General features: G+C 59.8%; 3 protein-coding genes. All 3 read left to right on the plus strand.

What is annotated here, in order from left to right:
* Positions 1-123 (plus strand): mercuric transporter MerT family protein (locus tag ACOT0L_RS24030; RefSeq protein WP_242446857.1); only part of this gene is annotated, 123 nt, incomplete at its 5' end.
* A gap of 15 nt (positions 124-138) precedes the next feature.
* Complete coding sequence (gene merP / locus ACOT0L_RS24035) at positions 139-414, plus strand: mercury resistance system periplasmic binding protein MerP (protein ID WP_000732275.1); 276 nt, start codon at positions 139-141, stop codon at positions 412-414.
* A gap of 27 nt (positions 415-441) precedes the next feature.
* Positions 442-655: MerC family mercury resistance protein (locus tag ACOT0L_RS24040; protein WP_421637288.1), on the plus strand; the 214-nt coding region annotated here is incomplete at its 3' end.

The following is a 655-nucleotide window of genomic DNA, read 5'->3' on the forward strand; positions in this document are numbered from 1 at the left end:
AAACCGGGTGAGGTCTGCGCGATTCCCCAAGTGCGAGCTACTTACAAGCTCATTTTCTGGATCGTGGCCGCGCTGGTCCTGGTCTCGCTCGGATTTCCCTACGTCATGCCATTTTTCTATTAATCACAGGAGTTCATCATGAAAAAACTGTTTGCCGCCCTCGCCCTCGCTGCCGTTGTTGCCCCCGTGTGGGCCGCCACCCAGACCGTCACGCTGTCCGTGCCTGGCATGACCTGCGCCTCTTGCCCGATCACTGTCAAGCACGCGCTTTCCAAGGTTGAGGGCGTGAGCAAGACCGACGTAAGTTTCGACAAGCGCCAGGCCGTCGTCACCTTCGACGATGCCAAGACCAACGTCCAGAAGTTGACCAAGGCGACCGAGGACGCGGGCTATCCGTCCAGCCTCAAACGCTGATCCGTTAACCGAACTCGGGAGCGACACATGGGACTCATCACGCGCATCGCTGGCAAAACCGGCGCGCTCGGCAGCGTCGTTTCCGCGATGGGCTGCGCCGCCTGTTTTCCTGCCATCGCCAGCTTTGGCGCGGCCATCGGACTGGGCTTCTTGAGCCAGTACGAGGGGCTATTCATTGGCATCCTGCTGCCGATGTTCGCCGGCATCGCGTTACTCGCCAATGCTATCGCTTGGCTCAATC

The sequence above is a fragment of the Enterobacter cloacae complex sp. XAL002 genome (assembly GCF_049236805.1).
Lineage (GTDB): Bacteria > Pseudomonadota > Gammaproteobacteria > Enterobacterales > Enterobacteriaceae > Enterobacter > Enterobacter intestinihominis.